The following is a 26264-nucleotide window of genomic DNA, read 5'->3' as shown; positions in this document are numbered from 1 at the left end:
CCGCGATTCGAGGAAAAGCGGAATTGCTCTAGTTGCTGATGAGGGCGATGCCGCGGTTCTTGAAGCCGAGCGTGGCGTCGGAGGCGGCGGGCAGGATGCGGTCGACGGCATGGTCGACGATGAAGAGCGTGCCGACATCGGTCTCCACCTCGTATTCGACATGGTCGCCGAGATAGGCCGAATGCAGGATGCGGCCGGCCAGCCCCTCGCCGCGGCCCTCGGCGAGCGTCACCGCGCCGGGGCGCACGGCAAGGCTGGCAGCACCGGGCTTCGCCCGGCCGGCGGGCACGCGGTGCGTGAGGCTACCGATGCGGATATCGGCCTCGGCGCCGTTGATGCCGACCACCTCGCAGGCGATGACATTCGCCTCGCCCATGAAATCGGCGATGAAGGAGGAGGCCGGGAACTCGTAGAGGTCGCGCGGGGCGCCCGACTGGGCGATCTCGCCGTCCTTCATGACGATGATGCGGTCGGAGACGGCGAGCGCCTCGTCCTGGTCGTGCGTGACATAGACGGCGGTGAAGCCGAGGCGCTGCTGGAGCTCGCGGATCTCCGTGCGCACCCGGCGGCGCAGGCGCGCGTCGAGGTTGGAGAGCGGCTCGTCGAGCAGCAGCACCTGCGGTTCCAGCACCAGCGCGCGGGCGACGGCGACACGCTGCTGCTGGCCGCCGGAAAGCTCGGCCGGCAGGCGCCCGCCCATGCCGGCAAGGCCGACGAGCGAAAGCCCCTCCTCCGCCTTCTGGCGCGCCTCCTTGCGCGAGAGGCCGGAGGATTCCAGACCGTAGGCGACATTGTCGAGCGAGGTCATGTGCGGGAAGAGCGCATAGGACTGGAAGACCATCGAGACGTCGCGCTCGTTGGCCGGCAGCATGGTGACGTCCTTGCCGCCGATGAGGATGCGCCCGGCCGTCGGGTGTTCCAGCCCGGCCAGCATGCGCAGCGTCGTCGTCTTGCCGCAGCCGGAGGGGCCGAGCAGGGTGACGAGCGTGCCGGGCTCGATGGTGAGCGAAAGGTCGGGGATGGCGGTGAAGGCGCCGAAGGTCTTCTTCACGTTCTCGAACGTGACGGAACCGGCTTTCTGGTTGATCATGCGGTTTTCTCCTGACGAGAGGGGGCAAGGCCGGCGACGCGGTTCTCACGGCGCAGGCGCCGTTCGCCCACGAGAAGCTGGAAGCCGGTGATGACGGTGATCATCACGACGATCAGCATGGAGGAATAGGCGATCGCCACGCCGTATTCGCCGTTCTCGACGAGGCCGACGATATAGGAGGTCGCCATGTTGTACTGCGCGCTGACGAGGAAGATGACGGCGCTGATGGACGTGATGGCGCGCACGAAGGAATAGACGAGCGCGGCGGTGATGGCGGGCCGCAGGAGCGGCAGGATGACCTTGCGGATGGTGCGGAAGCTGCCGGCGCGCAGCGTCAGCGAGGCCTCGTCCAGGCTCTTGTCGAGCTGGCTCATCGCCGCGATCCCGCCGCGCACGCCAACCGGCATGTTGCGGAACACGAAGCAGGCGATCAGGATCAGCGCCGAGCCGGTCATTTCCAGCGGCGGCAGGTTGAAGGCCATGATGTAGCTGACGCCGATGACCGTGCCGGGAATGGCGAAGCTCATCATCAGCGCGAACTCGAACACGTTCTTGCCGGTAAACTTCTGGCGCACGATGATATAGGCCGTCAAAAGGCCGACGATGGCCGTCAGCGGCGCGGAGATCAGCGCGATCTCCATCGTCGTCCAGAACGAGTTCCAGGCGACGCCCGTCCAGGCGATGCTGCCGTCGAAGCTGATGGAGAAGGCCTTGGCGTAGTGGTCGAGCGTCAGCGAATTGTCGAGGCCCCAGGTCTTCACGAAGCCGCCGACGAGGATCATGCCGTAGACGACGAGCGTGAAGAGGCCCCAGGGGATGACGATGGCATGCACGCCGATCGACAGGCCGCGCGGCAGCGCGATATGCGCCCCGCTGTCGCCCTTGCCCGTGACGGTGGCGAAGTTCTTGCCCGACAGCCAGAAGCGCTGGGCGAGGAAGGCCGAGAGCGTGAAGACGAGCAGCACCATGGCGAGCACGGCGGCGCGCGAGGGATCGTTCTGCGAGCCGACGACGGCGAAGAAGATCTCCGTCGAGAGCACGCCGTGGCTGCCGCCGAGCACCAGCGGATTGCCGAAATCGGCCATGCTCTCGATGAAGCCGATGAGGAAGGCATTGGCGAGGCCCGGCTTCATCAGCGGCAGCGAGACGCGCCGGAAGGTGCGCCAGCGGTCGGCGCGCAGCGTCGTGGAGGCCTCCTCCATCGACGGGCTGACGCCCTCGACGACGCCGATCAGGACGAGGAAGGCGATCGGCGTGAAGGAGAGGACCTGCGCGATCCAGATGCCGGTGAGGCCGTAGAGCCAGCGGCCGGGCTCGATGCCGAAAAGCTCGGAAAGTCCCTGCGTGATGACGCCCGCGCGGCCGAAGAGCAGCGTCAGCGCGAGGCCGATGACGAAGGGCGGCGTGATGATCGGCAGGATGGTGAGGAGGCGCAGGCCCTTCTTGTAGGGAAAACGCGTGCGGGTGGCGACCAGCGCGAAGGCGAGGCCGAGCAGCGTCGAGCCGAGACCGGTCATGATGGCGAGCCACAGGGTGCGCCAGGCAACGCCGCAGCGCCCGCCGCCGATGACGCAGCCAAGGCTCCAGATGCCGGGATCCTGCATGTTGCGGATGAAGCCGTCCGGATTGAACGAGCCGTCGAAATCCTGCACCGAGCCGGCGAACATGCTGCCGATCGGATAGAAGACGAAGACGGCGACGAGGAAGACGAGCAGCGAGATGGCGCTGACGACGAAGGCATCGCCCTTCATGACGCCGCGCTCGGCAAGGCCGAAGGAAAAGAGCAGCACGAAGACGACGGCCGACAGCACGGCGCCGGCGCCCATCGAGGGCTGGCCGTCCGAAAGCGCGCCGAACAGGCTTTCGCTGATCGTCCACGTCCAGCCGGAAAAGCCGATGGCAAGGCCCTGCAGCGACAGGAAGAGGACGCCGAGCGCACCCAGCCAGGCCAGCGCGGCGCCGCGGCGCATCGGGTCCGCCATGCCGCGCGCCGCGCCGGCGAGAAGAAGCAGCAGAACGACGCCGGCAAGCCACCACCGGCCATGCGCGGCGATCTGCACGAGGCCGGGCGCGACCTCGGTGGAAAGGGGGAAACCGGCCAGCCAACCGAACCCGTAGAAGCCGCCGTCGATCCGGTACCAGGGCAGAAGGGTCAAAGCGACCGCGCCCAGGATCAGGACCACGTCCAGCCTGCGATTGCCATGTCTCATGGCCGACCTCGCTATGTGTGTCGTTTCGGGAAGACGGCGCCCGGAGGAGACGGGCGCCGTCCATCGGGCCGTCAGTTGGCGGCCGCGCCGACTTCGCGGTCCCAGCGCTCCAGCAGCGCCTTGCGCTTGGCCGGCTCGCCATAGGTCGCGAAATCGTAGTCGATCAGCTTGATGTCCTCGAAGCGCGGCGCTTCCTTCGGGATTTCCGCGTTCTTGTTCGACGGCAGCTGGAAGGACTTCGCATCCTTCATGCGCGACTGGACCTCCGCGGTCAGCGCCCAGTCGTACCAGATCTTGGCATTGTCGAGGTTGCGCGCGCCCTTGATGATCGACATGGAGCCGATCTCGTAGCCGGTGCCCTCGCAGGGCGTGATCGACTTGACCGGGAAGCCTTCGGCCGTCTGCGCCACCGCGTCATGCACGAAGACGATGCCGAGCGCCGTCTCGCCGCGCGCCGCCGCCTTGACGGGCGCCGAGCCGGACTTGGTGTATTGCGAGATGTTGTCGTTGAGCTTCTTCAGGTAGTCGAAGGCCGGGTCCTCGCCCATGATCTGCACGAGGGAGGCGAGCGCCGTATAGGCGGTGCCGGACGAGTTCGGATTGGCGATCTGGATCTCGCCCTTCAGTTCCGGCGCCAGCAGATCGGCCCAGCAGAGCGGCTCCTTGAAGCCCTTCGACTTGAAGATCTCGGTGTTGTAGCCCCAGCCGAGCGCGCCGGCATAGACGCCGACCGTCTTGTAGCCCGCGCTTTCGGCCTGCTTCTTCGCCCAGTCGTTCAGTTCGTCGAGCTTGGGCGACTTGTATTCCAGCGTCAGGTTCTCCGAAGCGGCCTGGAGATGCGGGTCGCCCGTGCCGGCCCACCAGATGTCGGTCTTCGGGTTGCGGGCCTCGGCGCGCACCTTGGCATAGGTCTCGCCCGAGGACAGGCGCACCATGTTCACCTTGATGTCGCTGTGCGCCTTCTCGAAATCGCCCTTCATCTGCTCGCAGATGACGACGTCGGCCGAGCAGATGAGGTTGAGTTCGCCGGCCGCCTGCGCCGGCAGGGCGGCAAGCGCCGTTCCGGCGAAAAGCATGAGGGAAAGGGTTCTGGTCTTCATGGGGCATCCTCCTGTTGCCTGGTTTTGATCTGCGGCACGAACGGGCACGGCGAGGCCATCGGGCTGCCCGCGGGCGGCGCGTTCGCGATTGTCGAATAGGGTTATTTCCGGGCCTCGATCAGTTCGTCGCGGAGACCACCGCGTCGAACCGCTCGAGCAGCCGACTTCGTTCTTCCGGCGAGCCGAAGGTGGCGAAGTCGTAATCCACCATCTTGATCAGCGAGATATCGGGGGCGGCGAGCGGCAGGCCCGCCATGGCGTTCGAAGGCACCTGGTTCTGGCCGGCGGCCGCGCCCGTCGCCTGGCCCTCCGGGCTCAGCGCGAAATCGACGAAGCGCTTCGCCTCCTCGACATGGCGCGCGCCCTTGACGATGCTGACGGCGCCGATCTCGTAGCCCGTGCCCTCGCAGGGCGCGACGATGACGAGTGGGGAGCCCGCCTCCTTCTGCGTGACGGCGTCGTGCATGAAGGAGATGCCGATCAGCACCTCGCCGCGCGCCGCGGCCTTGACGGGCGCGGAGCCCGATGACGTGTAGCGCTCGATGTTGCGGTTGAGCGCGGCGAGATAGCGGAAAGCCTCCTCCTCGCCGAAGAGCTGCACCAGCGTCGCCAGTGTCGTGAACGCGGTGCCCGAGGAGTTCGGATTGCCGCTCTGGATGCGGCCGCGATAGGCGATGTCCGTCAGGTCCTTCCAGCAGGTCGGCGCCGGCAGCTTTGCCGCGCGCAGCAGCTCGGCATTGTAGGCAAAGCCCAGCGCCCCGGCATAGATGCCGGCCGAGCGGCCGCCGGACATGGCGAAGAAGTTCTGCGCCCAGGGCAGCATGTCGCGCTCGTGCGCCGGCTGGTAGGGTTCGAGCAGGTTTTCCGAGCCGGCCTGCAGATGCGTGTCGCCCGTGCCGCCCCACCAGACGTCGACGGTGGGCGCTGCCTTTTCCGCGCGGATCTGGTTGAGGATGTCGCCGGTGCTCCGGCGCGTCATCGCGATCTCGAGGCCCGTCTTCGCCTCGTAGGCCTTCTGCATGACGGCGCACCACGCCTCGTCCACACCGCACAGGACGGTGAGCGAGGGGGCCGTCATGCCGGCCGTGGCGGCACACAGCCACAGGGCCGCGCCCGCGCCGAAAGCGCTGATGCCTCTCACGATGTTCCTCCCATTCGGAACGCGCCGCCTGCAACGGCGGGCATCCCAATCTCCACGTTCAGGATGGCACATCCGCCGCGCACCGCAATCGAAGAATGGTTACCGTTCTTACAGCGCCGGCCGACCAGCCCTCCCAAAGATGACAAAGGTTACAAATGTGACAAGACCGCATAATGCGAGCCGCTTTGAACAATCATCCCGGCCTCACTATGATGGGCGCGGGAGGAAGGCATGTGTTGAACGAGAGGATACGGATTCTGATCGTCGAGGACGATCCGGACATGGCGGAGCTCATCTCCGACCTGGTGGAGGCGGAGGGCTGGATACCGGTGACCGCGGCGTCGGCGGAGGCGGCGGCGGGCGTGCTGGCGCGCGAAAGCGTGCATCTCGTGCTCGTCGACCATAACCTGCCCGGTATTTCCGGCAGGGTGTTCGCCCAGCGCCTGCGCGCGCAGACCAATATCGGCATCGTCATGGTGACGGCGGCGGGCAGCGCCGCGGACCGGGTGCTGGGGCTGGAGACGGCGGCGGACGACTATGTCGTCAAGCCCTTCGAGCCGATCGAGCTGACGGCGCGCATCAAGGCCGTGCTGCGCCGCACGATCCCCTCGCTGAAGCCCGAGCGGGACAGCGAGCGCGAGCACGAACCGGCCTCCCTGAAGCTCGGCGACTGGTCGGTGGACCTTGCGAACCGCCGTGCCGTCTGCCGCACCGATCCCGGAAAGTCGCTGACCGGCGCCGAATTCGCCCTGCTCGAAATCCTCGCCGAGACGCCGAACATCCCGGTCAGCCGCGCGCATATCCTCGACCGGCTCGGCGCGGAGAGCGATCGCTATATCGACCGTAACGTCGACGTGCTGGTGCTGCGCCTGCGCCGCAAGATCGAGCGCAACCCGGACCTGCCGCGCCATATCAAGACGCGGCGCGGCAAGGGCTACGTGCTCGACACAGACGATGGCGAGCTTTCACCGTGATCAGCCGCCCCTTCCTCTCCTCGATCGCCTTCCGCCTGCCGTTTGCGATCGTCTTCATCTGCGTGCTCGTCTTCAGCCTGTCGACCATCGCCATTTACGGCCTGCAGCGGGCGCGCGAGGAGATGGCGAGCTACGGCCTGCAGGCCTTTTCGAGCCTCGCCAAGGCCTCGCTCGTCTCGCGCCAGGTTTCCGACCTCGTCTCCAGCGCCCCCTTCCTGATGAACGCCACCTCGCCCTACCGGGTCTCCAGCGAAAGCCGTTCGGTGGTCGCGCAGGTCGATGCGCTGCTGCGCACCATGGCGCCGGAAAGCGGGGCCGCGGCCGTGAAGGGCCTTGCCAGCACCCGTATCGTCGAGCTGCTGGAGACGATCCGCACGCAGACCATGATGCTTGCGGGCGATGCGGACAGCGCCCAGCAGCACAAGGCCGAGGCCGCCGCCGCGCTCGGCGAGATCGCCACGGGCAGCGGCATCGCCGACACCGATTTCCGCCGGCGGCTGAACGCCATCGTGCAGTCGGCCTCCAATTCCGACAGCCTGTTCCAGCTCGGGGAACTGCGCCGCCGCTATGTTGCCGAAACCGCGCCGCGCCTTGTGCGCGCCGCCCCAAACGGGTTTTCCGCCGCCGAATTCGCGCCCTATGAACGCGTTTTCGAGGCGCAGACGCGCTACCTCCTCGAAATGTTCGCCATCCGCGCCGCCGTCTCGCGGCTGCATTCCGTCTCGCGCGATCTCTCGCACGCCACGGAGACCCAGAGCGAGGCGGTCGCCCGCGGCCTCAACGACGATCTCGTCTCGACCTCCGATGCGCTGAGCCGCCTGCTCGTCATCGTCGCCTTCGCCGCGCTGCTCGTGCTCGTCATGGCGATCTTCTCCATCCGCTCCGTCATGCGCGTCTCGCGCGGCATCGTCGCGCTGTCGAACGGCATGAACGCGCTGGCGGAAGGGCGCAAGGACGTCGATGCCCCGCGCTATGACGGCACGGAAACCGAGCTGGTGCGGCTGCTGGAGGCCTTCCGCGCCTTCCGCGAGAGCGTCGAGCGCGTCTCGCGGCTGCGGCGCACCGCCGAGGCCGCCGCGCGCACCATCCGCTCCACCTTCCGCACCATGAACGAGGGCATCGCGCTGTTCGATCCGCGCGGCAAGCCGATCACCATGAACCGCCGCGTCATCGAGCTCGTCGGCTGGTCGGGCTCGGCGCGCAAACTGCCGGTGCGCAAATTCGTCGCCCCGATCCCCGAGATCGACCCGATGTTGCTGCCGGCCGAAAGCGAGGCGGGCGCGCTCGAGGATCGCTCCGTGCTGCGCCATCGCTCCGCGGCGGGGCGGGTGACGGAGGTCTCGCTGTCGCGCCAGCCGGACGGCGGCATCGTGCTGCTTGCGCGCGACGTCACCGATATCGACCGGCAGGAGGCGGAGGCGGCCAAGATCCAGCGCCTCGACGGCATCATGCGCATGACGCACCAGGTGAGCCACGAGGTCGGCAACATGATCGGCATCATCACCGGCAGCCTCGGTCTCCTGGAGCGCGAGACCGGCTTCAACGACCGGCAGAAGCGGCATCTCGCCCGCATCCGCAAGGCCGCTGACCGGGGCCGGTCGCTGGCCGGCAGCATGCTTTCCATCGGCAGCCAGCAGCCGATCCATCCCGGCGCGGTGGAGATCGGCGCGCTGCTGCGCGGCATGGCGGACGTGCTGGAGATCGCCGTCGGCGAGAAGTGCCGGCTCGTCTTCGACATTGCCGAAGGCCTGCCGGCGGTGCTGCTCGACGCGGCGCTGTTCGAGCAATCCATCCTCAACCTCTGCCTCAATGCCGCAGCCGCCATGCCGTCGGGCGGGACGATCCTCATCCGCTGCCTCGGCGGCGGGGCGGGTGTCGTGGTGTCGGTGGCCGACGAGGGCATCGGCATGTCGCCGGAAGCCGCCGACAAGGCCTTCGAGCCCTATTTCACCACGCGCGACGAGGAAGGCGGCGCCGGCCTCGGCCTCGCCGTGGTCTACGGCTTCGTGCGCCAGAGCGGCGGCGACGCCCGCATCCTCTCGGCACCGGGACGGGGCACGGTGGTGGAACTCACCTTTCCACCGCTCGGGCCGGAGGGCAATCGCCCGGCGTGAAGTCCCCTCCCCAACCCCCGTGCCGGGCGCGTAATCCGCGGTATCCCCTGCGCCTGAAATACGAGCGTCCGACCTTCTCCCCCTGAGAGCAAGACAATGGCATGTGGAATTCGGCATTGCCTCCTTCCCCTTCTCCCCCGCGGGGAGAAGGGGATGGGGCAACGGTTTCCTTTCAGAAGCAGGTGCCGGCAGGCAGAGGGAAGCATGGACGGATGCGTTATCCCTCGGCGGCGACTGCCTTGCGGGCGACGTCCGGGCGGCGCTTTCCGGAAAACCCGCGCAGCAGCGGGCGCTCGATGAGCAGGTAGCCGGCAAGGCCGGCAAGGAGGCCGGCGAGGACGGAGGCGATAAAGACGAGCGCCGGCGCCAGGCCGAGCATCGTTCCCGCCTTCGCCACGACCGAGATGGCGAAGGTGTGCCAGAGATAGATCGAATAGGAGGCATTGCCGAGGAGCGCGGGAAGCCGCAGGTGCGGCACGCCGCCTTCCCGCTCCAGCGCCGCGGTGCCGTAGACGAGCATGGCCGCGAGCGGGCCGCAGGTCCATTCGTCGAAGGGCAGCCGCAGGAGGCCGATCACGGCGAAGCCGGCGAGCGACAGGACGACGAGCGCAAGGCCGAGCCCCCGGCCGCGCACCCGCCCGGCGAGCCACAGCCGGCCGATCAGCATGCCCGCCACGAATTCCAGGATGATCGGCCGGGTATAGGTGACGAAGAGCGGGTTCTCGCTCGTCACCGCGAGGCCGAGCGCCACAAGGGCGAGGAAGATCGCGGCGACGGCGGCAAGCCTCATGCGCGCAGGCAGCAACAGGCAGGCGGCGAAGACGGCGTAGAAGAAGAGTTCGTAATTGAGCGTCCAGCCCTGAACGAGAACCGGCCAGACCTCCCCGCTGCTCGGCGAACGGGAGGGCACGAAGAACAGCGAGGCGAGGAGGTGCGGCACCGTCAGCACGAGATTGGGGAAGAGGCCGAGCAGCGCGCCGGCCGCCATGACGCCGGTCGCCAGCCAGTAGACGGGCACGATGCGGCGCAGGCGCTCGGCAAGGAAGCGGCCGGGCGAGACCGGGCGCCGCGCGACGATCACCCACATGATGAAGCCGCTGATGACGAAGAAGACGTCAACACCCGCCGCGCCGATCGCCAGCGGATGGCCGCTGCGTTCGCCGGCATGGAAGAGGACGACTGCAAGCGCGGCGAGCGCCCGCAGGTACTGGATGCCATAGAGCGTCGCCGGCCGAGTCTCTTCCGTCATGGGCGGATATCTTCGGCGCGCGGCGGCAGCCGGACGCGATAGATCGGCTGCCCTCTTCGGGCGCGGCGGGCATCGGCCAGCTTGCCGGCGGCGAAATAGAGCAGGAACGAGCCGACATGGTAGGGGTTGAGGATGTCGATCTCGACGAAGGTGCGCACCGCGAGCAGCGCCGCCACGGTGAAGAGGACCAGCGCCTCCAGGTCGTGCGCTGCCGAGAGGAGCCGGTGGAGATGGCCGGCGAGCGCGGCGAGCAGCACCATCGACAGCAAGAAGCAGCCGATCAGCCCGGTCTCCACCGTCGCGGCGATGAAGGTGTTGTGGAAATGGAAGCCCGAGCGGGTGCCGATGAAGAAGGCGGCCCATAGCCGCTCGGCCTCGGCGAAACCCTGCACCCAGAAGGCCTGGTAGCCGATGCCGACGACGGGCGCGGCCGCGGCCGTCTCGATGCCCTGCTGCCAGAGATAGGTGCGCCCCGTCAGCGTCGCATCCTTGCCGAAGGCGCCGAGCACAAGCGCATAGCCCCCGCCATAGGCACCGGCGAGGAGCACGAGGACGGCGAAGACGGCAAGCACGAGGAACAGCATCTTGCGGTGCGCCGGCGCCAGCCATTCCAGCGCCTTCAGCCCGAGGCAGAGGCCCGCGACGGCGGCGGTCGTCAGCACCGAGGTCGCCGATTGCGAGGCTTTCAGGCAGTAGAGCGCGACGGCCACGCAGACGAGGGCGACGAGCTTCCACGCCCCGCGCTCGGCCCCGAGGAAGAGCGCGGCAAAGGCGAAGAGCACGGCGAGCGAGGCGTAGAAGCCGAGCTGGTTCTTGGAGGCGAAGGCGCCGACGAAGCTGTAGGTGCCGTCGAGCGGGTCGAGATGATAGACGCCGAAGACGAGCGAATAACACAAAACAAGCGCCGTGCCGGCAAGGCCGCCGCGCACCAGCGTGCGCGTGTCGACGACGCGCATGGCGATCAGCGCGCAGACGACATGGGAGAGGTATTGCACGCTCGCGCGGGCGGTGACGCCTGGTGCCTGCGACCAGAAGATGGAGAGGCACGCGAAGACGGCGAAGGCGAAGATCCAGCCGTAGCGCGCATAATTGCCGAGCACCCGCCGGTAATCGACGATGACCAGCGGCAGCCACAGCGCGTAATAGGCAAGGATCGACACCTGGCCGAAGCGGAAGGAATAGGCGAAGACGAAGAAGGACAGCGCGACGGCGGTCGCGGCATAGGCCGTGTTGGACCCGGGGTCGATCAGGCTTGCCTTGGCGATCCGCATGGCCGGCTCACTGCGTCTTCAGGCTCAGCCCCACCTTGACGACATCGCCCGGCAGGACCGGCGTCGTCTCGGTGGCGGCGATCTCTTCGACCTTGCCCTTCACCGTGCGCAGGATCGAATAGGCGATGTTGGCGGAGGAGAGCCCGTCCTTGAAGGCGGCCGCATCGGCCGATTGCATCAGCGCCTCCGACATCAGGCTGCGGCTCGTGCCGAGCTTCAGGGCCAGCGTGTCGAGCTCCTGCTCGGTATTCTGCAATTCCTGGGCAAGCTGCGCGTCCCAGTCGTTCGTGAGGTTGGTCTCGTCCTGCGTGGCCTTGTTGATGTCCTGCTTGGCCTTCAGCGAGGCGGTGTCGATGTCGAGCAGGGCGGCCTGCAGGTCGGCCGTGCGCTGCTCCAGCGCCAGCCGCCGGGAGCTGATCGCAAGGCCCTTTTCGGCGAGCGTGTCGACCTTGTCGAGATCGGCCTGGACGAGTTCGAGCTGGCGCGTCTGGGTCTGCGATTTCTTGGCGAGGGCGTCGATCTCGGTGCCGAGCAGGGATTTCAGATCGGCGAGCGCCGTCAATTGCAGGCGCAGGCGCTTCTCCCGCGAGACCATCAGCGCCTTCTCGCTCTCCATCAGCGCGCGCGCCTCCTCGGTATCGCCGAGCTCCTTCGGCATGGCGATGCCCTTGGCGTTGTTCATCTCCGCGTGGATGCGCGCGCGACGGACCAGCAGGCGGTTGCGCTCGGCAAGGAAGACGGCCGCCTCGCCTTCGGAGCGCAGGAAATCCCGCGTGAAGCGCTGGCCGGCATCGGCGCGGCGCAGGCCGCCGCCGAAGCTGACGGCCTTCAGCACCGTCAGACCCGGCGCATAGGGATAGGCACCCGGCGTCTGTACCTCGCCGGCAAGATAGACCGGCCGGTATTCGGCGATCTCCACCGAGGCGGACGGGCGGTCGCGCAGGCCGAAGAGGACCTGCATCTTCTGGCCGATCTCCTCGGCAAGCTCGCCGGTGGTGCGGCCGTCCGCCGGCAGCGGGCCGAGGAAGGGCACGGAAACCACCCCGTCCGCCCCGACGCTGTAGTCGCCGCTGACGGCGCTCCAGTCGCGGATCGCGCCCTCGGCGGTCTGCCATTCCGCCACGCGGATGCGCAGCTTGTCCATCACCCCGAGCCGGTATTCGCCGACCTGTGCACCTGCCGGGCCGGCGATGAGGAGAAGCGCGAGGCAGAGCGCCGTGCGCGCCTTCATGGGAAAAGCGGCCGCGGCGAACGCCGCGTTCGGTGTCTTCGTCTTCATGGAAACCCCTGTCTTCCGGGCGTCCCGCAGCCGGGGCCGCGGGCGCGTCTTCCGGATCAATAGCTGCCGCGCGAAAGGCAGACGGCCGGGATGGTGCGGGCAACGATCATGAGATCGCTCACCAGCGACCAGTTGCGGACATAATGCGTGTCGAAGGCGACGCGCGCCGCATAGGACACGTCGTTGCGCCCGCTGACCTGCCAGAGACCGGTGAGGCCGGGGCGGGTCTGGAGATAGTAGATGGCGGAGGCCTCGTAGAGCTCCAGCTCGTCCTCGACCACCGGGCGCGGCCCGACGAGGCTCATCTCGCCGCGCAGGATGTTGAAGAGCTGCGGCAGCTCGTCGAGGCTGAGCTTGCGCAGCACGGTGCCGACGAGGGTCACCCGCGGATCGTATTGCAGCTTGCGGGCGGTGCGCCACTCCTCATAGGCGGCCGGATTGTCCTTCAGATACTGCTGCAGGATGGCATCGCCGTTTTCCGCCATGGTGCGGAATTTCAGGCAGCGGAAGGTCGTGCCGTTATAGCCGATGCGGCGATGGCCGTAGAAGACGCTGCCGCCGTCGGAGAATTTCACCAGCGCCATGATCATCAGGAAGATGGGGCTGATGACGATGATGGCGCCGAGCGCCACCAGGATGTCGAAGCTTCGTTTCGATATTCCCCCCACCGGCGGCGCGCCGGTTGCAAACGAACTGAAATACGGCGAACTGGCCGATCGTGTCGCGGACTTCATAGAGATGGCTCCACTTGGATTTGCGATAGGGTCGGTCCCCTCGGACGCGTCCCGTCATCCAATGCGGACTGTGTGGTCACAGTTTGTTTTTTGAAATGTGAAGCCGTGGACAAGGGCGATGCACTCGAATTTAAGAAATTCTTTATGTGCTAAATTGAAGTTCTGTTATGTTCATCCAGGTTCAATGGCAAGCTTTTTCGCGGCGGCAAGGCCATGGCACTTCTGCGGCTTTACCTTGAAAGTTTCATCATCACTTCTTTTGATGAATCACAAGCCGATGAATTACGGTTCATTCCCGGAATCCTCTGCGGCAGATTGCAAAACTCGCGATAATATACATGGAAACCGCGAATTATTTTGCATCGCAATATTAATTTTGCAACGCACAGTTTCCGGCGAAGAAGCGTTGAATCGGTAATAAAATTTGATCCGCCGCGCCCTTCCTTCGCAACCCCGCGGATAGGCTGGCGGCGGGATAACCCGCATGCGGCGTGGACCATGTCCCGATTGAGGCAAGAACAAGGCAACGAATCGGGCGCTGCGGCGTTTAACGGAAGCGCAAGGTCGCCGGGCTAGGGTGGAGCCGATGCGGGCGCCTGCGCGGCTCTTGCCGTTGATTGCACCGGTGGAAACACACTATAGTGCCCCACAGCCTGCGAGGAGAAGGCGGATTCCAACGATGAAACGCGTGCCGGACAAAAAGTGGCGGGACAGCATGGCCTATGCGCCACGCTTCTTCCTCAGCATGGCCATCGCGCTCGTCGCCTTTGCCGTGGTGACCTATCTTTCCACCGGCTCGCTCGCCACCACCGCCCTCCAGACGTTCCTCTGCGCCGTCCTCATCCAGATCGGCTATTTCCTCACCACCCTCTTCCTGGTCTGGCGCGCGGCCCGGGAGCGCCGGCAGGGGATTGGCCCCGGCACGCCGGACACCGACAAGACCCGGGATGCGGCGAAGAGCAAGGTCCCCGTTTCGATGAACGAGCCCGGCCACTCCAAACCCTGATCGCCGCGTCCTCGCGCGGGCCGTTTTTGTGCCCTTTTCCCCTTTCATGCTGCATTGCAGCGCGGGCAGGCCCCGCGCCATGGTTCAACGCGTGACGGGGGTATGCTCATGGCCCGGGAAGAAACGGTCTGCGTCATCATTGCCGCGAAGAATGCCGAGCAGACGATCGGGCGGGCCGTCGGCTCGGCCCTTGCGCAGCGGGAAGTGGCCGAGGTCGTGGTGGTGGACGACGGGTCGGACGACCGTACCATGGCGGCCGCCGCCGCCGCGAACGATGCGAGCGGCCGGCTGGAGATCCTGGGCTTCACCCGGAACCGCGGGCCTTCGGCGGCCCGCAACCGGGCGATCGCCGTGTCCCGCGCACCGCTGATCGCCATTCTCGATGCGGACGACGTCTTCTTCCCCGGCCGTTTCCGCCAGATGCTCGCCTGCCCGGACTGGGATTTCATCGCCGACAACATCGCCTTCATGGCCGAGGCCGAACCGCTCCGCCAGCCGGCGCGGTTCGCGCCGCGCCCGCGCCGGCTCGATCTCAAGGCCTTCGTGCTCGGCAACATCTCCCGCCGCGGCGCGCCGCGCGGCGAGCTGGGCTTCCTGAAGCCGGTCATGCGCCGCGCCTTTCTCGATGCGCACGGGCTGCGCTACCGCGAGGAGATGCGGCTTGGCGAGGACTACGAGCTCTATGTGCGGGCGCTGGCGAACGGCGCGCGCTATACGGTGATCGAGAGCTGCGGCTACGGCGCCTTGGTGCGCGAGAACTCGCTCAGCGGCCGGCACCGCACGGAGGACCTGGCGGCGCTGCATGCCGCCGAACGCGCCATCCTGGCGACGGGCGGCATCCCCCCCGAGGCGCTCCCCGTCCTGCGCCGGCACTGCCGCCAGATCGGCAACCGGCATGCCCTGCGCCACTTTCTCGACCGCAAGCGGGAGAACGGCGCCGGTGCGGCCCTCTCCTACGCCTTCGGCAACCCCGCCGCCCTGCCGGCCATTGCCGGCGGCATCCTGCGCGACAAGGCGGAGGCCGCCTACCGGCGCTTCCGCCCGCGGGTCCCGGCCGAGGCGGGCCTGCGCTACCTGCTGCCCGCCGAGCCGGTCTGACGGGACCGGCCGGCATCGCGGGGCTTACAGGTAGTCGCGCCGCACGCCTTCCAGCACGTCGTAAAGCTGCGCTTTGCGCGCGGCAAGGCGCGCATCGGCGCTGAGCTGCGGTTCGGCGCGGCTCGCCTGCCAGAGCGCCAGCGTCGAGGGGGCGGCGAGCACCTGCTTGGCCGCGAGGCGAAGGCCCGTGCCGGATGGCGCACGGACGGCCTCGGCCACCGCGACATCCTGTGCCGGCCCGGGCTCCAGCCGCGCGACACGGCGTCCCTCGTAGTCCACACCCCAGAAACGGGCGCCCTTGACGATGGCCTCGGCGCGGCTGGAGATCGGCACGCGCCGGGGCCGGTGTTCCACGCCGACCGTCGCCGCCCAGTCGCGCCATTTGAAGCTGTTGATGCTGTCCGACGTGCTGACGGCCACCCAGGGCACGCGGAAGGCGTCGGCGAGAATGGCGCCGTGCATGGATTCGGCGACGATCCGCTCCGACTGCGCGATCGCCCGGATCACGGCCTTCGCCTCGCCGCGCGGATCGATATAGTTGAGGCCCGCCGTGGCGCAGACGGCCGGCCAGAGGCCCGCCACCGCCGATTCCCAATGGGGCACGAAGCTGCAGCCATGGCGCTTCGGCAGGTTCGAAAATTCCGGCATGTCGGCCACCAGCACCGCCGGGTCGACGATGCCCAGCGTCTCCGGCACGCCGACCTTTCCCGCCGTCAGCGGCCCGCGCACTGAGCGGATGTCCCAGAGGCTTTCATTCCGCATGTCCGGCAGCACGCCGTAGCCGAAGCCGCTGCCGACGACGAGCTTTCGCCCCGCCTCGGGCAGCAGCGCCTTGTTCAGCACCGTGCCGACGCCGACGAGCAGCACGTCGGGATGGACGGTGCGAAAGCCCGGCAGCAGGAAATCCCAGAGCCAGAGATTGAGGTCGTCGCCGAAATTGCCGTGCTGCGATTCCCAGTAATAGGGCTTCATGTCCACCTCCTTGGAAGAGCGGGGCGCAAGGGACCGGGCGTTCCCGCCCGGCGCGAAAAGGGTTCAGCGGGAGACCTTGCCGACGGCGAGCGCGAAGGCGCTGGCGATCAGCCGCGGATCGCGCAATGCCCAGCGGGCAAGCATGTCGAACTGCGGCAGCTTGCGCCGCTTGACGCGCCGCGCCTGGCCCCAGAGCGCCTGGCGCCGGGCCGTCTGCTTGTAGGCGCGCAGCGAGGCGACCTCCGCCGGCCGCTCGGTGAAGCGCGTCTCCAGCCGGTCGAGCGCCAGCCAGGTGTTGAACTGCTGGCGCAGGAACTGCGGGGAATCGTTGTCGACGCCGTGGAAGATATTGACCCCCTCCCCGCGCACGGCCCCCGCCTCAGCGCCGAGCACGACGCGCCTTGCCGCCATCACGCAGTCGCAGAAGAACAGCACGTCCTCGGCGGCAAGCCGCAGCGCCGCATCGAAGCGCACCCGCTCGATCAGCGGCCGGCCGATGACCATTGAGGAAAGGTGCAGGAAGCTCCAGTTCTTCAGCATGACCTGCGTCAGGCCGGGAATCTCGATGAGGAGCGGATCCTCCTCGAGCCGCACGACGGTCTCGCTTTCCGCAAGATCGGCGACGCCGAAATGATAGTAGAAGGCATCGCCCCCGGTGATGGAGGCGAAGTAGCAATCGGCCCCGAACCGCGTCATCGCCGCATGGGCGCGGGAAAGGTGGCCGGGGGCGAAGGTGTCGTCCGAATCGAGGAAGGCGACGAGCTCGGTTTCCCGCGCGACATGGTCGAGCCCGGTGTTGCGCGCCCCGCCCGGCCCGGCATTTTCCTGGCGCAGGATGCGCACGCGCGCCTGGTCTTCCGGTGAAAGGGCGATGATGTCGCCATCGGCCGGATACGGCGATTCGTCGTCGACGACGATGACGTCGAAGTCGTTGAAATTCTGGGCAAAAACAGACCTGAGCGCACGCCCCAGGATGCCCGGCTCCTTCTGGTAGAAGGGGATGATAACTGTCAGCTTCGCCATCTTTTCGTCCCTGTGGTTTCTCTAGAAAGAGTTTCGCATGGTCTCCTCCCACGGGGGCGCGGCCGTTTCCGGCGCAGGCATTTCGTCGTCGCCAGGGCTCCTTTTTCGAGCAGGTATCCGCCATGTCCCAGCAGGTGAACGCGAAGTCGGTGACGCGAAACGTCGGCTGGAGCGTCCTATCCAAGACAAGCACATTCGGGCTTAAATTTGTCACGGTGCCCATTCTCGCCCGGCTGCTTTCGCCCGAGGAATTCGGCGCGGTGGCCGTTGCGCTGGCCCTCGTGCAGTTCCTGGCGATGATCGGCGGGGCGGGCCTCGCCTCGGCCCTCATCCTCGAACCGCGGGAAGACGAGGAGACGATCCACTCGGTGTTCTGGGCCAATCTGGCGCTCTCCTTCCTGATGGCGGCGGGGCTGTTTTTCTGGGCCGAGCCGCTGGCCGGTTGGCTCGGCGCGGCCGATGCCGCCCCGCTGCTCCGCCTGATGAGCCTGCTCGTTCCGCTGCAGCTGGCCGGCGACGTCGCCTATGCCCTCGTCGCCCGGCGCATGCAGTTCAGCAAGGATGCGCTGTGGAGCATGATGTCCGAATCGCTGGCGGCGATCGCCGCGGTCGCGCTGGCGCTCGCCGGCTTCGGCGTCGTCGCGCTGGTCGTCCAGCTCTTCGTGGCGGGCGTCGTGCGGCTGGCCGGCCTGTTCTTCGTCTCGCGCTACCTGCCGCGCCTTCGCTTCCGTCTTGGGGAGGTGACGCGGCTCGCGCGCTTCAGCCTCGGGCTGATGGGCTCGGAGATCGCCAATTTCGTCACCTTCCAGTCGCCGATGGTCGTCATCTCGCGCTTCCTGGGACTGGCGGAGGCCGGGGCCTATTCCGCGGCGAACCGCTTTTCCAGTATTCCCAACCAGGTGGTGCTGTCCGCCGTCATGGGCGTGCTGTTTCCCGCCTTCAGCGCGATGATGCATGATCGCGAACGCCGCTCGCAGGCGCTGATGCTCAGCACGCAGGTGACGACCCTCTTGCTCGCACCGATGATGTTCGGCCTGTGGGCGCTCGCCGAACCCGCGATGTTCCTGCTGTTCGGCCCGCAATGGGCGGCCGCCTGGCCGGTGCTCGGCCTGCTCGCGCTGTCGAAGGGCATCCTGACGCCCTGCAGCACCTTCATCCCCTATCTGAAGGGCGCCGGCCATGGCGGCGCGCTCTTCCGCTGGGCGGTCGGCCGCGCCGTCGTCACCACCGCCGCCGTCGCCTATGGCGCCTATGAGGGCACGCTGGTCGCGGCGATGACGGCGCTCTGCATCGTCAACGCGCTCGTGCTGGTCGGTTATTCCAGGCTGGTGTTCAGCGCCGACGGCACGCCGTTCCTCTCCGGCTTCCTGCGCGCGGTGCGGCCGATGCTGATGGCCGCGCTGATGGCGCTTGCCGTGCGCTACGCCCTCGACCACGTCCTCGCCCCGCGGCTGCCCGCCACCCTGCAGCTTGCCGCCGGCATCGCGCTCGGCGGCATCCTCTACGGCGTGCTGGTCCTCCTGACGGAGCGCCCGCTGCTGCGCAAGCTCATCGAGCTCGCGCGCCGGCCCAAGGCATCGCCCGTCTTGCCCTGAGGCCGCCGCATTTCGGCCCCGTCCGGCCACAATCGCGCCGGCACCGGGCCGGTCACGCATGGTTCCCGAAAAAAACTTCACAGGTCGCTGCACCCCATAATTGCAGGCAGATCAGTATATTCGAATAGGCTTCAAAGAATTGATGCCCCGGCGCTTGGTCTTGCCGGACGGCGCCCCGAATTCCCCTTCCGCCCGCCGCGCCGAACCTGTCGTTATGCTGCAATGCAACCTTCCATTCACGCGATTTTGTTGCGCTGCCATATTTTTTTCCGTCCCGTCACCCAGACTCCGCTTCGTAGGCTCGAGTCTGCTCTTGTTTGAACGGCCGCTTGGGGGAGCGGCACACCAGAGGGGTGACGGACACCGTGGATATCGACGCGACCGTTTCACAGCGCATCAACCTGATGCGCATCGTGCTGATCAGCGGCATCATCCTCGTGCATGTGCCCTATGATCCCGCGACCAGCCCCTATGCCGGGCAGTTCGGCGGCTTCGACTGGCTGCGCGTCTTCCTCGGCGACAGCCTGTTTCGGATCGGCGTTCCCTGCCTCAGCGCGATTTCCGGCTACCTGCTCTTCCAGCGCGGGTTTGCGGGGTTCGACTATCGCAGGACGCTCCGCACCAAGGCCTCGACGATCCTCGTGCCGTTCCTCCTGTGGAACACGGCCTTCCTTCTCCTCGTGCTGGCGGCGCAGTCGCGCGGCATCGGCTTCGGCTACCTGCCGGACGTCCTGAACGCCACGCCGCGCGAATGGATGAACCTTTCCTTCGCCATCGAGGCCTGGCCGGTCAACATCCCGCTCTATTTCCTGCGCGACCTCCTCCTCTGCCTTCTCCTCTCGCCGCTCATCGCCATCGCCGTGCTGCGCTATCCGCGCACCGTGCTCGCGCTGATGCTGGCCTATGCGGTGCTGCCGCTGCCGAACGGCATCTTCCTGAAGAAGTCGATCCTGTTCGGCTTCAGCTTCGGCGTCTGCGCCGCGCTGCACCGTTTCGACATCCGCCGCCTCGACCGCTTCGCCGTGCCGCTCGTCCTCGCGGTGCTCACCATGGCGGTGGCGCTGTCGCTCGTCCTCTTCGCCTTCGGCCCGCAATTCCCGGCCTGGCTGGACATGCTGCGCAGCCTGACGGCGATCGCCGGCATCTTCGGCGCCTGGGCGCTTTCCGCGCTTCTGGTGCGCACGGCGCCGGGCGCGGCACTGGCGAAGCTCGGCGGCCTCAGCTTCTGGATCTTCTGCGCGCACTATCCGCTGCTCGTCCTGTTCTGGATGGTCTGGAACCGCCTCGGCAGCGCGGGCGACTACCCGCTCTTCTATGTCGCAAGCCCTCTCCTCGCGCTCGTCAACCTCGTTGTCAGCCATGCTGCGGCGCGGCGTTTCACGCCGTCGCTGCACGCCATCCTCACCGGCCGCCGGCTGGGCGGCCCGCGCGCGCCCACGGGCCAGCGCCAGCATCCGCCGATGGAGCCGAGCGGTTCCATCGTCCAACGGAGGTAACCGGAATGACCGCTTCCTTGAAAAACGCCCTTCGGGCCGGCGCCCTTCTTGCGGTGCTCGCCGCAGCCGGCCCCCTTGCCGCCCAGGAGGGCGCAAGCGGCACCTCCTTCGTCGAGGAGTTCGATACGCTCGACACGGGCTTCTGGTACGTCTCGGACGGCTGGAACAACGGCGCGCATCAGAACTGCACCTGGTCGAAGGACCAGGTCGCAGTCAGCGACGGCAAGCTGCTGCTCTCCTTCGATGCCGCGCCGGCCGGCGAGCGTGATTATGCCTGCGGCGAGGTGCAGACGCGCAAGCGCTACGGCTACGGCACCTATGAGGTGCGCATGAAGACGGCGACCGGCTCCGGCCTCAACTCGGCCTTCTTCACCTATATCGGCCCGGCCGACAAGAAACAGCACGACGAGATCGATTTCGAGGTGCTCGGCAAGGACACGTCGCGCGTCCAGCTCAACCAGTATGTCGCCGGCAAGGGCGGCAACGAGAAGCTGGTGCCGCTCCCCGGCCCGGCGGATGCCGGCTTCAACGACTATGCCTTCGTCTGGCAGAAGGACCGGCTGCGCTACTACGTGAACGGCGCCCTCGTGCACGAGGTGACCGATCCGGCGGCGCTGCCGGTAAACGCCCAGAAGGTGTTCCTCTCGCTGTGGGGCAGCGACACGCTGACCGGCTGGATGGGCCGCTTCGCCTTTGCCGGCCCGACGCGGCTCGAGGTGGAGCGCGTCGCCTTCACCGCCGAGGGCGATGCCTGCCCCTTCGCGGGCTCCGTCGCCTGCCTGCTGAACTGACCGGGACACCGCCGATGCTCCGGGTGCTCTATCTCGTTCACGATCTTTCCGATCCCGCCGTGCGCCGCCGCGTGCTGATGCTGCGCGCGGGCGGGGCGGAGGTGACGCTGGCCGGCTTCCGGCGCGGCGAGAACCGGCTCGCGGCGGTGGAGGGCGTCGTGCCCGTGGAACTCGGCGCCACCCGGGACGCCCGCTTCGCCCAGCGCCTTGCCGCCGTCGCCCGCGCCGGCGCCACGCTTTCCCGCCGGCTGGCCGGCACGGCGCAGCCGGACGTCATCCTCGCGCGCAATCTCGAAATGCTGGCGCTGGCCGGCCGGGCGCAGGGTATCTTCGGCGGCACCGTGCCGATCGCCTATGAATGCCTCGACATCCACCGGCTGCTGACCGGCAGGGGCGTTGCGAGCCGCGGCCTGCGCGCGGCCGAGCGCCATTTCGCCCGCAAGGCCGGCCTCCTCGTCACCAGCTCGCCGGCCTTCGTGGAGCACTATTTCAAGCCGCTGTCCGGCGTCAGGGCGCCGGTCCACCTCATGGAAAACCGCGTGCTGGCGCTGGACGGCCCGGCCGGCGACCTTCCCCCGCGGGCAAAACAGGCGGGCGAGCCCTGGCGCATCGGCTGGTTCGGCGCGATCCGCTGCCGCAGGTCGCTCGATCTCCTCGCCGCCTTCACGCGGCGCATGGAGGGCCGTTTCGAGGTGATCCTGCGCGGCCGCCCCGCCCGGTCGGAATTCGACGATTTCGACGGCCTCGTGGCGCGCGAGCCCTTCATCCGCTTCGAAGGCCCCTACCGCAACCCGGAGGACCTTGCCGCCATCTACGGCGACGTCGACCTCGCCTGGGCGATCGACTTCTTCGAGGAGGGGCTGAACTCCGCCTGGCTGCTGCCCAACCGGCTCTACGAGGGATGCCTCCACGGCGCGCTGCCCATCGTTCTCGGCGGAACCGAGACCGCGCGGCTTGCCGGCCTGCGTGGCATCGGCATTGCGCTGCGCGATGCGCGCCTCGAAACGCTGGTGACGCGCTTTTCCGCGTTCGACGGCGACAGCTACCGGGCGCTCCATGCCGCACTCGCCAGGCTCGGGCCGAAACCCTGGATCCACGACCGGGCCGATTGCGCCGCATTCGTCCAGCGCCTCGCCGCGCTCCGCGCGCCGGCGGCGGAGCCCGCGCCCGTTCCCTCTCTTCTCGCAAGCAAGGTGGATTGCCATGACCATTGATCCCGTGACATCCGTGCGGTGCCTGATCGTGATCCCGTGCCTCAACGAGGCGCGCTACCTGGAGCCCTTGGTGCGGCAGCTGGAGCCGGCGCTGGCCGAGCTCAACGCCACGCTCGTCATTGCCGACGGCGGCAGCACGGACGGCACGCGCGCCATCGCCGCCGAGCTTGCGGCAAGCGTGCCGAACCTGCACCTCCTCGACAATCCCAAGCGCATCCAGAGCGCGGCCGTGAACCTTGCCGTCGAGACCTTCGGCATGGAGCACGACTATCTCATCCGTATCGACGCGCACGGCACCTATCCCACAGACTATTGCCGCGTGCTCGTCGAGGAAGCCCTTTCGACCGGGGCCGATTCCGTCGTCGTCGCCATGCAGACGGTCGGCTTCGGCACCTTCCAGAAGGCCACCGCCGTCGCGCAGAATTCCGTGCTCGGCAATGGCGGCGCGAAACACCGCGCCGGGGCGCAAAGCCACTGGGCCGAGCACGGCCACCACGCGCTGATGCGCATCTCCGCCTTCCGCACGGTCGGCGGTTACGACGAGAGCTTCACCGCCAACGAGGACGCGGAATACGACTATCGCCTGCATGCGGCCGGCTACCGGATCTGGATGACCGCGCGCACCGCGATGGTCTACTATCCGCGCGCCAGCGCCGGGCCGCTGTTCAAGCAGTATTTCCGCTACGGCCGCGGGCGGGCGCGCAATTTCCTCAAGCACCGCGCGCGCCCGAGCCTGCGCCAGCTTCTGCCGCTGATGGTGGCGCCGGTGGCGGTCGGGGCGTTCCTGGCGGCCATCACCTGGATCGCCGCCGTGCCCTTCGTGCTGTGGGCGGCGGCCTGCCTCGGCTACGGCGCCTGGATGGCGCTCGGCCAGCGCAACCCCTATGGCCCGCTCGCCGCCGTCTCGGCGATGATCATGCATTTCGCCTGGTCCGCCGGCTTCTGGCGCGAGCTTCTCGACATCCGCCAGCGGAGGGTCGCGGCATGACGGCCCCCGCCCCGCTCCGCATCGACATCGCGGTCTGCACGTTCCGGCGCGCGGCGCTTGGCGATACGCTCGCCACGCTCGCCGCGCTGACGGTGCCGGCGGGCGTCACCGCGCGCATTATCGTCGCCGACAACGATGTCCAGCCGAGCGCCCGTCCTTGCGCCGAGGCCGCGCGCAAAAACCTGCCGATGGCGCTTGCCTATGTGCATTGCCCGGCCGGCAACATCTCGCTCGCCCGCAATGCCTGCCTGGAGGCGGCCGATGCGGATTTCCTCGCCTTCGTCGACGACGACGAGACGGTGGAGCCGCAATGGCTCGAAAACCTGCTCGCCACGGCGACGACGGCCGCCGCCGACGTGGTCCTCGGCCCGGTCAGGGCACGGTACGGGCCGGACGCCCCCGGCTGGATGCGGCGCGGCGACTTCCATTCCACCCGCCCCGTCTGGGTGGGCGGCGAGATCCGCACCGGCTATACCTGCAACGTGCTGCTGCGCCTTGCCGCGCCGGCCATCGCCGGCCGCCGGTTCGACCATGCGCTCGGCCGGAGCGGCGGCGAGGACACCGCCTTCTTCGGCGAGGTGCACGCCGCCGGCGGGCGCATCGCCTTTGCCGGCGAGGCCTGGGTCAACGAGCCGGTTCCGCCCGCGCGCGCCCGGTTTTCCTGGCTGGCGCAGCGCCGCCTGCGCATGGGCCAGACCCATGGCCGGCTTCTTGCCGGGCGCGGCACGGGCCGGACCGGCGCGGCGGGGCTGGCGGCCGCGAAGGCCGGCTTCTGCCTTGCGGCGGCGACGGCCTTCGTCCTCCTGCCGGTGCAGCGCAACCGCTTCCTCCTGCGCGGCCTGCTGCATGCCGGCGTAATCGGCGGCCTTTTCGGCGCCCGCGCCATCGAACCCTACGGACAGCCGGAGGCCGCGACGCGATGACCCGCACGCTCCCGCCCGATGTCTCCGTCGTGATCGCCGCCTACAACGCGGCTGATACGATCGGCGACGCCATTCGCAGCGCCGCCGCGCAGGAGGGCGTGACGGTGGAGATCATCGTCGTCGACGATTGTTCGGCGGATGCGACCCGCGCGGCCGTCGCCGCGCTCGGCACGCCCGGGCTGACGCTCCTGCCGCTCGATCGCAACCGCGGACCGGGCGGGGCGCGCAATGCGGGTTTTGCCGCCGCGCGCGGCCGCTGGATCGCGGTGCTCGACGCCGACGACACGATGCGGCCGGATCGCCTTTGCCGCATGATCGCCACGGCCGAGGCGAAAGGTGCCGCCGTCGTCGTCGACAATCTCGACGTGCTGCATGCCGACGGCCGCAGGGAGCGGATGTTCGACGCGGCACAACTCGCTGCCATGCCGGCCCTGACGCTGCCCGTCTTCATCGACGCCAACCGGATTTTTCGCGCCACGCACACTTTCGGCTACATGAAGCCGGTCTTCCGCCGGTCCTTCCTTGAAGAGAAGCGCCTTGCCTTCGACGAGGCGCTGCGCATCGGCGAGGACTATCTCCTGCTCGCTTCGGTGCTCGCCGCGGGCGGGACCTCAGCCATCGTGCCCGAGGCGGGCTATGTCTACCGCATCCGCGAAGGCTCGATCTCGCGCGTGCTGCACCTTCACCATGTCGATGCGATGCTGGCCGGCGACCGGCGTTTTCTCGCCCGCTTCCCGCTTCAGGGCGCGGCGGCCGCCGCCCAGCGCCGGCGCACGCGCAACCTCGAAGAGACGCGGTCCTTCCTCGCGCTCGTCCAGCATCTGAAGAACCGTTCGCTCGGGCCCGCCCTCAAGGTGGCGCTCGGCGATCCCGTCGCGCTCCGGCATCTTGCGATGCCGATCGCCGCCCGGTGGCGCCGCCTGATGGCGCCCTCGGCCCCTGTGAGGACGGCCGCGCCGCGCGCGGCCCTTTCCCCAACGACAGCGGAAGACCTGCCGCTCAAGAACAAAGGATAATGCCATGGAGCGAACCAAGACCGTCCGCAAGGCCGTCATCCCGGTTGCCGGCAACGGCACCCGCTTCCTGCCGGCCACCAAGGCCATGCCGAAGGAAATGCTGACCATCGTCGATCGCCCGGTCGTGCAATATGCGCTCGACGAGGCGCGCGAGGCCGGCATCGAGCATGTTGTCTTCGTCACCAGCCGCAACAAGCAGGTCATCGAGGACCATTTCGACGACACGCCGGAGCTGATCTCCTCGCTGGAGCGCTCCGGCAAGGAGGCCGCGGTCAGCGAGCTCGGCCGGCTGCTGCCGGCGGCGGGCGCGGTGAGCTTCACCCGCCAGCAGGCCCCGCTCGGCCTCGGCCATGCGGTCTGGTGCGCGCGCGATCTCATCGGCGACGAGCCCTTCGCGCTGCTCCTGCCGGACATGGTGTCCTTCGGCCCGCGCGGCTGCCTGTCCGGGCTGATGGACCTCTATGGCGAGGTCGGCGGCAATGTGGTGGGCGTCGAGCAATGCGCGCCCGAGGAGGCCTCGCAATACGGCATCGTCGGCAGGGGCGCGGCCGTGCGGCACGGCTTTGCCGTCACCCACATGGTGGAGAAGCCGGCGCCGGGCACGGCGCCCTCCAACCTCTTCCTCAACGGGCGCTATATCCTCCAGCCGGAGGTGTTCGGCCATCTCGCCCGCCAGCAGCGCGGCGCCGGCAACGAAATCCAATTGACCGACAGCATGCTGAAGCTCTCCGCCACGCAGCCCTTCCATGCCCATGTCTACGAGGGGCGGACCTATGACTGCGGCTCGAAGCAGGGCTTCATCGAGGCGAACGTCGCCTTCGCGCTGGCCCGCCCGGACCTCGGCGGCGCGCTCTTCGAGCCGCTGCGCGATCTCGTGATGGCCCACGGCGGCGGCGCGCGCGCCGCCTGACACAAGCAGATCCCGGACCACCGGCCCGGGATCCGCATAGGCAGCGACCAACGAGCCGAAAGGCAGAACG

The 26264-nt window shown here is 68.1% G+C and carries 22 protein-coding genes; 12 read left to right on the top strand and 10 right to left on the bottom strand.

Annotated features, from left to right (window positions below; all coding sequences use genetic code 11):
- Positions 1-28: 28 nt before the first annotated feature.
- The 4 genes from WMC41_RS28890 to WMC41_RS28875 form a co-directional block, all read right to left on the bottom strand.
- The gene (locus tag WMC41_RS28890; protein ID WP_432349672.1) at positions 29-1090 is read right to left on the bottom strand and encodes an ABC transporter ATP-binding protein; all 1062 of its coding nucleotides are present in this window, start codon (positions 1088-1090) and stop codon (positions 29-31) included.
- Entirely contained in the window at positions 1087-3300 is a 2214-nt protein-coding gene (locus WMC41_RS28885) for an ABC transporter permease (RefSeq protein WP_432349671.1), read from the bottom strand. The genes WMC41_RS28890 and WMC41_RS28885 overlap by 4 nt, the downstream gene beginning before the upstream one ends.
- Before the next feature lie 71 nt (positions 3301-3371).
- Entirely contained in the window at positions 3372-4400 is a 1029-nt protein-coding gene (locus tag WMC41_RS28880) for an ABC transporter substrate-binding protein (protein WP_432349670.1), read from the bottom strand.
- A gap of 118 nt (positions 4401-4518) precedes the next feature.
- On the bottom strand, positions 4519-5541 hold the full coding sequence (locus tag WMC41_RS28875) for an ABC transporter substrate-binding protein (protein WP_432349669.1): 1023 nt from the start codon (positions 5539-5541) through the stop codon (positions 4519-4521).
- Positions 5542-5774: 233 nt separating this feature from the next.
- Here WMC41_RS28875 and WMC41_RS28870 point away from each other — a divergent pair, with 233 nt between their 5' ends.
- Positions 5775-6515 (top strand): response regulator, encoded by a 741-nt coding sequence (locus tag WMC41_RS28870; protein WP_272808933.1) that lies wholly within the window; start codon positions 5775-5777, stop codon positions 6513-6515.
- On the top strand, positions 6512-8629 hold the full coding sequence (locus WMC41_RS28865) for a two-component system sensor histidine kinase NtrB (RefSeq protein ID WP_432349668.1): 2118 nt from the start codon (positions 6512-6514) through the stop codon (positions 8627-8629). Before WMC41_RS28870 ends, WMC41_RS28865 begins: the two co-directional genes overlap by 4 nt.
- 217 nt (positions 8630-8846) lie before the next feature.
- On the opposite strand, the gene WMC41_RS28860 is transcribed toward WMC41_RS28865, so the two are convergent.
- From WMC41_RS28860 to WMC41_RS28845, 4 genes are all read right to left on the bottom strand, one after another.
- Complete coding sequence (locus WMC41_RS28860; protein ID WP_432349667.1) at positions 8847-9878, bottom strand: acyltransferase family protein; 1032 nt, start codon at positions 9876-9878, stop codon at positions 8847-8849.
- The gene (locus WMC41_RS28855; RefSeq protein WP_432349666.1) at positions 9875-11149 is read right to left on the bottom strand and encodes an O-antigen ligase family protein; all 1275 of its coding nucleotides are present in this window, start codon (positions 11147-11149) and stop codon (positions 9875-9877) included. Before WMC41_RS28855 ends, WMC41_RS28860 begins: the two co-directional genes overlap by 4 nt.
- Positions 11150-11156: 7 nt before the next feature.
- Entirely contained in the window at positions 11157-12380 is a 1224-nt protein-coding gene (locus WMC41_RS28850; RefSeq protein ID WP_432349832.1) for a polysaccharide biosynthesis/export family protein, read from the bottom strand.
- 104 nt (positions 12381-12484) lie between these two features.
- On the bottom strand, positions 12485-13162 hold the full coding sequence (locus WMC41_RS28845; protein WP_244768901.1) for a sugar transferase: 678 nt from the start codon (positions 13160-13162) through the stop codon (positions 12485-12487).
- 688 nt (positions 13163-13850) lie between these two features.
- Between WMC41_RS28845 and WMC41_RS28840 the strand changes: the two genes are divergently transcribed.
- Positions 13851-14168, top strand: a complete 318-nt coding sequence (locus WMC41_RS28840) for an exopolysaccharide production repressor protein (RefSeq protein WP_432349665.1) — start codon at positions 13851-13853, stop codon at positions 14166-14168.
- 102 nt (positions 14169-14270) lie between these two features.
- A complete protein-coding gene (locus WMC41_RS28835) occupies positions 14271-15266 on the top strand; it encodes a glycosyltransferase family 2 protein (RefSeq protein WP_432349664.1) in 996 nt (331 codons plus the stop codon).
- Positions 15267-15290: 24 nt separating this feature from the next.
- Here the strand turns inward: WMC41_RS28835 and WMC41_RS28830 are convergent, their stop codons facing one another.
- Positions 15291-16238, bottom strand: coding sequence for a polysaccharide pyruvyl transferase family protein (locus WMC41_RS28830; RefSeq protein WP_432349663.1), 948 nt, complete (start codon positions 16236-16238; stop codon positions 15291-15293).
- A gap of 63 nt (positions 16239-16301) precedes the next feature.
- Entirely contained in the window at positions 16302-17261 is a 960-nt protein-coding gene (locus tag WMC41_RS28825; protein WP_432349662.1) for a glycosyltransferase family 2 protein, read from the bottom strand.
- 122 nt (positions 17262-17383) lie between these two features.
- Between WMC41_RS28825 and WMC41_RS28820 the strand changes: the two genes are divergently transcribed.
- The 8 genes from WMC41_RS28820 (at position 17384) to WMC41_RS28785 (ending at position 26194) form a co-directional block, all read left to right on the top strand.
- Positions 17384-18856 carry a lipopolysaccharide biosynthesis protein gene (locus WMC41_RS28820; protein WP_432349661.1) on the top strand — a complete coding sequence of 491 codons (1473 nt, stop codon included), beginning with the start codon at positions 17384-17386 and terminating at the stop codon, positions 18854-18856.
- A gap of 353 nt (positions 18857-19209) precedes the next feature.
- On the top strand, positions 19210-20352 hold the full coding sequence (locus tag WMC41_RS28815) for an acyltransferase family protein (RefSeq protein ID WP_432349660.1): 1143 nt from the start codon (positions 19210-19212) through the stop codon (positions 20350-20352).
- Positions 20353-20357: 5 nt separating this feature from the next.
- The gene (locus tag WMC41_RS28810) at positions 20358-21143 is read left to right on the top strand and encodes a glycoside hydrolase family 16 protein (protein WP_432349659.1); all 786 of its coding nucleotides are present in this window, start codon (positions 20358-20360) and stop codon (positions 21141-21143) included.
- Positions 21144-21157: 14 nt separating this feature from the next.
- Entirely contained in the window at positions 21158-22357 is a 1200-nt protein-coding gene (locus WMC41_RS28805; protein ID WP_432349658.1) for a glycosyl transferase family 1, read from the top strand.
- Positions 22347-23345 (top strand): glycosyltransferase family 2 protein, encoded by a 999-nt coding sequence (locus WMC41_RS28800; RefSeq protein ID WP_432349657.1) that lies wholly within the window; start codon positions 22347-22349, stop codon positions 23343-23345. The genes WMC41_RS28805 and WMC41_RS28800 overlap by 11 nt, the downstream gene beginning before the upstream one ends.
- Positions 23342-24268, top strand: coding sequence for a glycosyltransferase family 2 protein (locus tag WMC41_RS28795; RefSeq protein ID WP_432349656.1), 927 nt, complete (start codon positions 23342-23344; stop codon positions 24266-24268). Before WMC41_RS28800 ends, WMC41_RS28795 begins: the two co-directional genes overlap by 4 nt.
- Positions 24265-25284, top strand: coding sequence for a glycosyltransferase family 2 protein (locus WMC41_RS28790; protein WP_432349655.1), 1020 nt, complete (start codon positions 24265-24267; stop codon positions 25282-25284). Before WMC41_RS28795 ends, WMC41_RS28790 begins: the two co-directional genes overlap by 4 nt.
- A gap of 4 nt (positions 25285-25288) precedes the next feature.
- Complete coding sequence (locus WMC41_RS28785) at positions 25289-26194, top strand: UTP--glucose-1-phosphate uridylyltransferase (RefSeq protein WP_272808917.1); 906 nt, start codon at positions 25289-25291, stop codon at positions 26192-26194.
- Positions 26195-26264: the final 70 nt, after the last annotated feature.

It is taken from the genome of Shinella yambaruensis (assembly GCF_050859155.1).
Taxonomy (GTDB): Bacteria; Pseudomonadota; Alphaproteobacteria; order Rhizobiales; family Rhizobiaceae; genus Shinella; species Shinella yambaruensis.
Note: the sequence above shows the minus strand (reverse complement) of the source record. Positions and strands in the feature narration are given on the sequence as shown.